At 34.8% G+C, this 6157-nt stretch carries 7 protein-coding genes; all 7 read right to left on the bottom strand.

What is annotated here, in order from left to right; all coding sequences use genetic code 11:
• Positions 1-177: 177 nt before the first annotated feature.
• Positions 178-612, bottom strand: coding sequence for a DsrE family protein (locus ABZC13_RS11625; RefSeq protein WP_373003908.1), 435 nt, complete (start codon positions 610-612; stop codon positions 178-180).
• Positions 609-983, bottom strand: coding sequence for a thioredoxin family protein (locus ABZC13_RS11620; RefSeq protein ID WP_373003906.1), 375 nt, complete (start codon positions 981-983; stop codon positions 609-611). Before ABZC13_RS11620 ends, ABZC13_RS11625 begins: the two co-directional genes overlap by 4 nt.
• Positions 976-1881 carry an MBL fold metallo-hydrolase gene (locus ABZC13_RS11615; protein ID WP_373003903.1) on the bottom strand — a complete coding sequence of 302 codons (906 nt, stop codon included), beginning with the start codon at positions 1879-1881 and terminating at the stop codon, positions 976-978. Before ABZC13_RS11615 ends, ABZC13_RS11620 begins: the two co-directional genes overlap by 8 nt.
• Positions 1882-1906: 25 nt before the next feature.
• On the bottom strand, positions 1907-3133 hold the full coding sequence (locus ABZC13_RS11610; RefSeq protein ID WP_373003900.1) for a hypothetical protein: 1227 nt from the start codon (positions 3131-3133) through the stop codon (positions 1907-1909).
• 109 nt (positions 3134-3242) lie between these two features.
• Positions 3243-5003, bottom strand: coding sequence for a thiosulfohydrolase SoxB (soxB, locus tag ABZC13_RS11605; protein ID WP_373003897.1), 1761 nt, complete (start codon positions 5001-5003; stop codon positions 3243-3245).
• A 9-nt stretch (positions 5004-5012) separates the two neighbouring features.
• The gene (soxA, locus tag ABZC13_RS11600; RefSeq protein ID WP_373003894.1) at positions 5013-5786 is read right to left on the bottom strand and encodes a sulfur oxidation c-type cytochrome SoxA; all 774 of its coding nucleotides are present in this window, start codon (positions 5784-5786) and stop codon (positions 5013-5015) included.
• Between the two features lie 3 nt (positions 5787-5789).
• Positions 5790-6125, bottom strand: coding sequence for a thiosulfate oxidation carrier complex protein SoxZ (gene soxZ, locus ABZC13_RS11595; RefSeq protein ID WP_373003891.1), 336 nt, complete (start codon positions 6123-6125; stop codon positions 5790-5792).
• Positions 6126-6157: the final 32 nt, after the last annotated feature.

Below are 6157 nucleotides of genomic sequence, written 5' to 3'. Positions count from 1 at the left end.
GAAGTGATTTCTCTTGTGTCTTATGAACGTTCTCTTTCATCTCATCTATTGAGTAGAAGTAGTTCATTATTATTATAATGAACCCGAATATGATAGACGCTATTAGCGGTATGTGTATCTTTTTACTGATTGATAGGTTGTTCATTTTTTTTCCTTATATACTTTAACAGAATCCAGTTAAGGGACTATGTTAACCCATCCCTCTTTAACTCTCTCAATCATCTCAACTATTCCAGCTGTTACAATTACAGTACCTTCTATTAATTCTTTTTCTTTTATTTTTTTTGTTTTCATAGTGTTTCCACATGCAACAAACTCTACATCAAGGAGCATTAAGGCTCTAACTCTCAAAGCAATGTCTTTATGAGCTTTTTGCAATGCTTTAATACCATGATAGTAAGCTACTATCTTCATTTCTACATTTTCAGGTCCATAAAACTTCAACACATTGTTTGCACTGCTGAGAACATGATTTATCTCTTCATCATTTGAACTCTTAATAGAAAACACAATTTGACGCTGATTATCGATAGACGGTTTTGGCTCAGCAAACTCTGTATCGGCAAATGAGACTATACAAAGACTTAGTAAAATTAACGTAAAATATTTCATTTTATTCCTTTTGTCAGATCTTTAAAATCTTGAATATTCCAAGAACCAGGTATTGTCTTGAGTAGCTTTTTATTCTCATCTAGAAAAAAGAATGTAGGCGTAAAGTTTACTTTGAATCCAAGAGGTAGTTTTTCATTGTCAAGGTTTATCTTTACTGCTATGAACCTCTCATCCAACCACTTACTCATCTCTTTGTCTTTAAAAACATCTCTGTCCATATCTTCACAGTAGTGGCATCCGGTTCTAACAACATCAATCATAATGATCTTTTTATTCTTTTTTTGCATTTTAAGTGCTTCTTCATATGAGTAAAACTCAACCGCAAATAGTGAAGATATACTAAAAGCCAGAATCAAGATATATTTATTCACTTCCCCACTCCAACATTCTGTATGCGATCTCAACATTTTGTCTATGCATAGAGTCATAAAAATGTATATTTTTAAATTTTTCCATCTTTACTATGTTTACAACATCAGCTATATCTTCACCATCTTTTAAAAGCTCAGCTACTCTGTCTCTTAACGTTTTTATATACTCATAAGTCATGTCTATTGAAGTTCTATCTACTATCTCTCCATGTCCACCAACAATAAAATCAACATCCATGGCTCTAACTTCATCAAGGCCCTCTAGCCAACCATTTAGATTTCCGTCTCTTATGGAAGGGAGTCTGTCATTAAAAACTAGATCCCCGACAAAAACAATTTTTCCATCTGGAATGTGAATTAAAAGATCACTTTTTGTGTGAGCTTTTTTATTAACACTTTTTATATAAACTTTTTTTTCATCAAGGTTTAATACTTTTTCATCATTAACAAAGATAGTAGGAAATACTTGTGTAGTTTTTTTATAAGCTTCAGGACTTATTCTTTTTTGCATTCTAGTGAGTTCTACTTTTGTCTCGTTTGAGAATTCATTTGAACCTATAATCTTTACACCTAATTCTTCGTAGTAACCATTACCAAGCCAATGGTCATCATGAACGTGAGTATTTATTACATAAGAGATTGGAAGATCTTTAATATTTTTCATTTTTGAGTATGCTTGTTTTGCATAAAGGTATGTAGGACCACTATCTATTACAAGATAGCTAGTCCCCATATTAACAAAACAGGAGTTGACCATATTACCATTGTTATGCTCGTCCATCACCTCGGGTAAGCCAAAAAAGCAGTGTGTCTCTGCACTGACTTTTTCAGGCTTAAGAGTATAATCAAAAGCTAGGAGAGAATGAATAAACACGACACATATTAGAAGTGATTTCAAAGCATAACCCTTTTAGTAATTTAGTCTAGAATTTGAATTGGTACTGAGCAATAAATGCATCATCTCTATAACCACTTAAACCAGTCCATTTATCAGCAGCAACTTCAGTTGCTCCACTTCCACTAGCTACGATGTAATTAAATACAACTTTATGCTGATTTCTAGCTCTTTTTGCTTTACGTGACATATCTTGGTATGGTGAAGCTATGAAATAGTTAAAACCTAAGTAAGTATTTGCTAATTCTGTTTTATGCGTATTACCAGTTTTACCTTCAGCTTCAGCAGAAATATGCTTACCTACAAGCTCTAATGATGGAAGCACAAAGTAACCAGCCGTTGCAGTCCATACTTTTTCATTATAATCTTTAACACCTAGAATGTTATCACCAGTTGTATATTCAGCTTTTAAACTTAATTCACCCAAGTTAGAATCAACACCAATATTTACTGATTTATAATCTTCACCACTAGTAGCAGTTGCGTCTAAACCGTCAGCATTTTCAGATAATGCATAAGAAGCTTCTACGTGAAGTTTTTCAGTATAGTCAAACATACCACGTACCGCATATGAGTTTCCAGCAAATTCTTTTGAACCTGCAGCTGAACTTCTACTTGCCTGATTAGCTATCATAATATCGTAACCAAAACCTTTCCATGGACGCTCGTGACCCATTTCAAGACCGTCTACTTTACCGTTATTACCAAGACCGATATCACGACCAGAAATCATAAGACCAGTATTTCTTTCTAATACAAGAGATTTATCTAGACCACGTTCTGCAATGTCAAGATTCCATCCTGGCATTGTAAAACTCATACCATGAGGCATTTTGATTAGACCAAGTTTTGCAACAAATGCAGGATCAAATACATAAGATACGAAAGCATCTTTAATTACCTTTGGCATTGATGCACCATCTGTTGCGTCACTACCAGCAGAATTAACATCACTGTTTTGATTAAAATCTAAGAAAACTTTACCACGAACCGGACCAGATACATATTTCCAACCAAGACGAATACGTTGTGCTCTAAATGCAACATCCGCATCAGCTTTATTAACAGCGCCGGCTTCTTTGATTTTCATACCGTCTCCACCAACCATTTCAAGTTGAGCAAAACCAAAGAATGTAAGTTTAGTATCTATATCACCAACTTTTTTCTTCATTGTATAACCAGCTTGTGCTGACGTAGTCATTAGTAAAACCGCAGCTGCTCCAGCAGCTAATTTAATCATTGTGTTTTTTTTCATTATCTATCCTTATTTATTTATTTTGAATATGTTATAATAAAAGCGTTTGGCTTTGTTATTATTAACATATTCAGATTAGATGGTAGTTAGAGCTACCATCTGCCTTTACTTAACAGCTTCTAGAACCTTTTGTCGGACATCCACAGTCATAATCAACCAAGGTGACATTACCTTCATTACTTACATCAACAACTTTTTGTCTCTTTATATAATCACGAGTTACATCATAAACTGCTCTGATCTTATCTTTTTGAAGATTTGAACCTGCATTTTGCAAGTTACCACCCCAAGATGAAACTATGTATGTTTTGTTTAAGTCTATCGGTTTACCTCCAATCATAAGTTTAGAAATACGTTTACCAGCTGCTGCAGCAACAGCGATAGAGTAAGTTACTCCACCTAAACGACTCATATCACCACCCTGTTGATAAAGAGGATTTGCATTAAATACATTATCCGCAATATCTTCTAATAGAGTTGCAATTTTAGAACCTTTTAACTCAAATGTATAAACGTTAGGGTAAGTAATACCACACATCTCATATACATTATCCATTAAGATATCATCACCAGCAAGAACTGTTGTTCCCCATCTATAACCAGGAGTAAAAGAGATATCACACTTCATCTCATCCATGATAGCGTCATTAATCAGCTGATCAAAAGTCGAGAAGAAAGTATCTCTCTTATATAGAGTATTTTTTGTCTTACCTAGAACTTCGTTGAACTCTTTAGCAAACGGTGCATATAGTTCATCTACAAGTTTAACACCTGCAGGATCTGCCGGAATCATGTTAGATGCTATAGGAACAAGCTTGTACTCATAGTCATTCACTTTACCATTCTTAGCATCTATGTCTAAACGACCAACATATTTACCATGACTACCGGCAATAACGATAACAGTACCGTTGATTGTAATAGGCTTAGGTGAAGGGTCATGTGTATGTCCACTTAAAATAAAGTCAATACCGTGAACCATACGAGCAACTTCTTGATCAACACTAAATCCATCATGGGAAAGAACAACAACACAATCAACTTTATGCTCTTTTCTTAACTCGTCTACATATTTTTGAAGTGTTTCAGGTCTAATACCAAAACTCCAACCCTCAGTAAACTCTTTAGGATTTGCAGTTGATGTGAATGGAAATGACTGACCGATAATACCGATCTTAGCTCCACCTTTTTCTTGAATAGTATACGGTTCAAAAATAAGTTCTTCATACTCATCAGCAAAAGGATCATTTCCAACAACATTTTGAGAAATGAACTTAGCATCTAGCATCTCAATAAGTTCTAAAACTCTCTCTTTACCGTAAGTAAATTCCCAATGTCCAACCATCACATCAACACCAAGGTAGTTTTGAGCTTTAACTATAGCTTCACCTTGAGTTTTCAGTGCAACACCAGTACCTTGCCAAGTATCTCCAGAATCTAAGAATAGTACATTTTCAGCACCACGCTCTTTTCTTACGTGATCAAGGTATGTTTTCATATGGGCAATACCACCCATTTTCCCGAACTTTTTAGCTAATGTATCAAAATCCATATGTGTATCAAAGTAAGCATCTAATGAGCTTGGCTCTAATCCGTAATGTTTTGCAAAAGCTTCACCACATAAAAAACCTGGTGTACCGACTAAGTTTGGAGCAGAGATCAAAGTAGACGGCTCTCTCCAATATAGTGGTTTAATATGGGCGTGAATATCACACATATGCAACAAAGTAAAATTACCTGTTGATTTAAAGTCATAAATATCTTTTAAAGATATTTGAGCAGGTGTTTTTGAACTCGCCATACCGCTAGTAGCAGCTCCAAGTCCAAAAATTGCTGCGATATGCATAAAGTCTCTTCTAGAAATTTCCATTACGTTTCCCTATCTCTTTATACCAGGAACAGCGATTTCTGTGCCCTTAGCTTCGTCAGTAAGATAAACTTCAAGTGCAACCATTTCTGGTGAACCAAGAGGAATAACTTTTAATAAAGCATTTTTCATACAACCCTGAAAACGACGTTGTAAAGTTCTTAGAGATGATTTAGTCATTCTATATGCTGGCCAAGTTGCTGCAACTGCAACACCTTTATTACTCAAATCCGGTAATGGTTGAGTTCTTAAAACACCACCGATTACAGCTGGAGCATGACAGCTAAGACATGCTAGACCACGTCCACCACGTTTTTGTTCAAACGTCAACTTACCAAGTGCATAAGCATCTTTCATATGTTGATTTGCATTTACATCAATGTTACTCTTCTCACCATTAGCAAGAGTCTTAACATATGTACTCATGTCAAACATATTTGAACTTTTTAGCTCAAATGGCTTATGTCCATTTTTATGCATAAGACCTTGAAGAACTTGGTCTACACCAACTACTTGTTTAAAATCTTCCAAGTAACGTGGAAAACCTGCTATATACGCTGGTAATTCATCTTCGCTTACATTTAAAAATGCTGCTAAACCTGCATCTCCACCACAGAACTTTTGAAGAAGTTCATTACCGTTTTCAACCATAATATCAGCCGGGTTGTTTTCTAACATCTCAGCGTACATTGCACGGTCTGCATCACTCATTGCAAACTGCTCGCCTCCAAAAGACAATGAAGAAAGAAGTGCAATAGATAGTGCTATTTTGATTCCTGTTTTCATTGATTATCCTTTTGGTTTAATCTTTTTGCTTTGCTCGTTTACTTCACCAGTATTGTCAGTATATGTAACAGTAAGATCGCCTTTACCATTGATTTTCATATATGTAGTAAATACAGGGTTAGTAGATAATGATTCCCATACGTTCATAGTTGTAATAACTTTCCCGTTATAGCTGAATTTTACATTATTGATATATTTAGCCGGAATAATCTCTTTAGTTTTTTTATCTTTACGCATACCTGTTTCCATTGGATGCATAACCATAAAACTTACTTTAACTACCTCACCATCTTTGAATGATTTTGGCTTGATTTTAATCAGTGATTTTCTTTTTCCCATTTTTATTTCCTTAATTTTTATATTTTTAGATT

This window comes from Sulfurimonas sp. (genome assembly GCF_041563035.1).
Taxonomy (GTDB): domain Bacteria; phylum Campylobacterota; class Campylobacteria; order Campylobacterales; family Sulfurimonadaceae; genus Sulfurimonas.
Note: the sequence above shows the minus strand (reverse complement) of the source record. Positions and strands in the feature narration are given on the sequence as shown.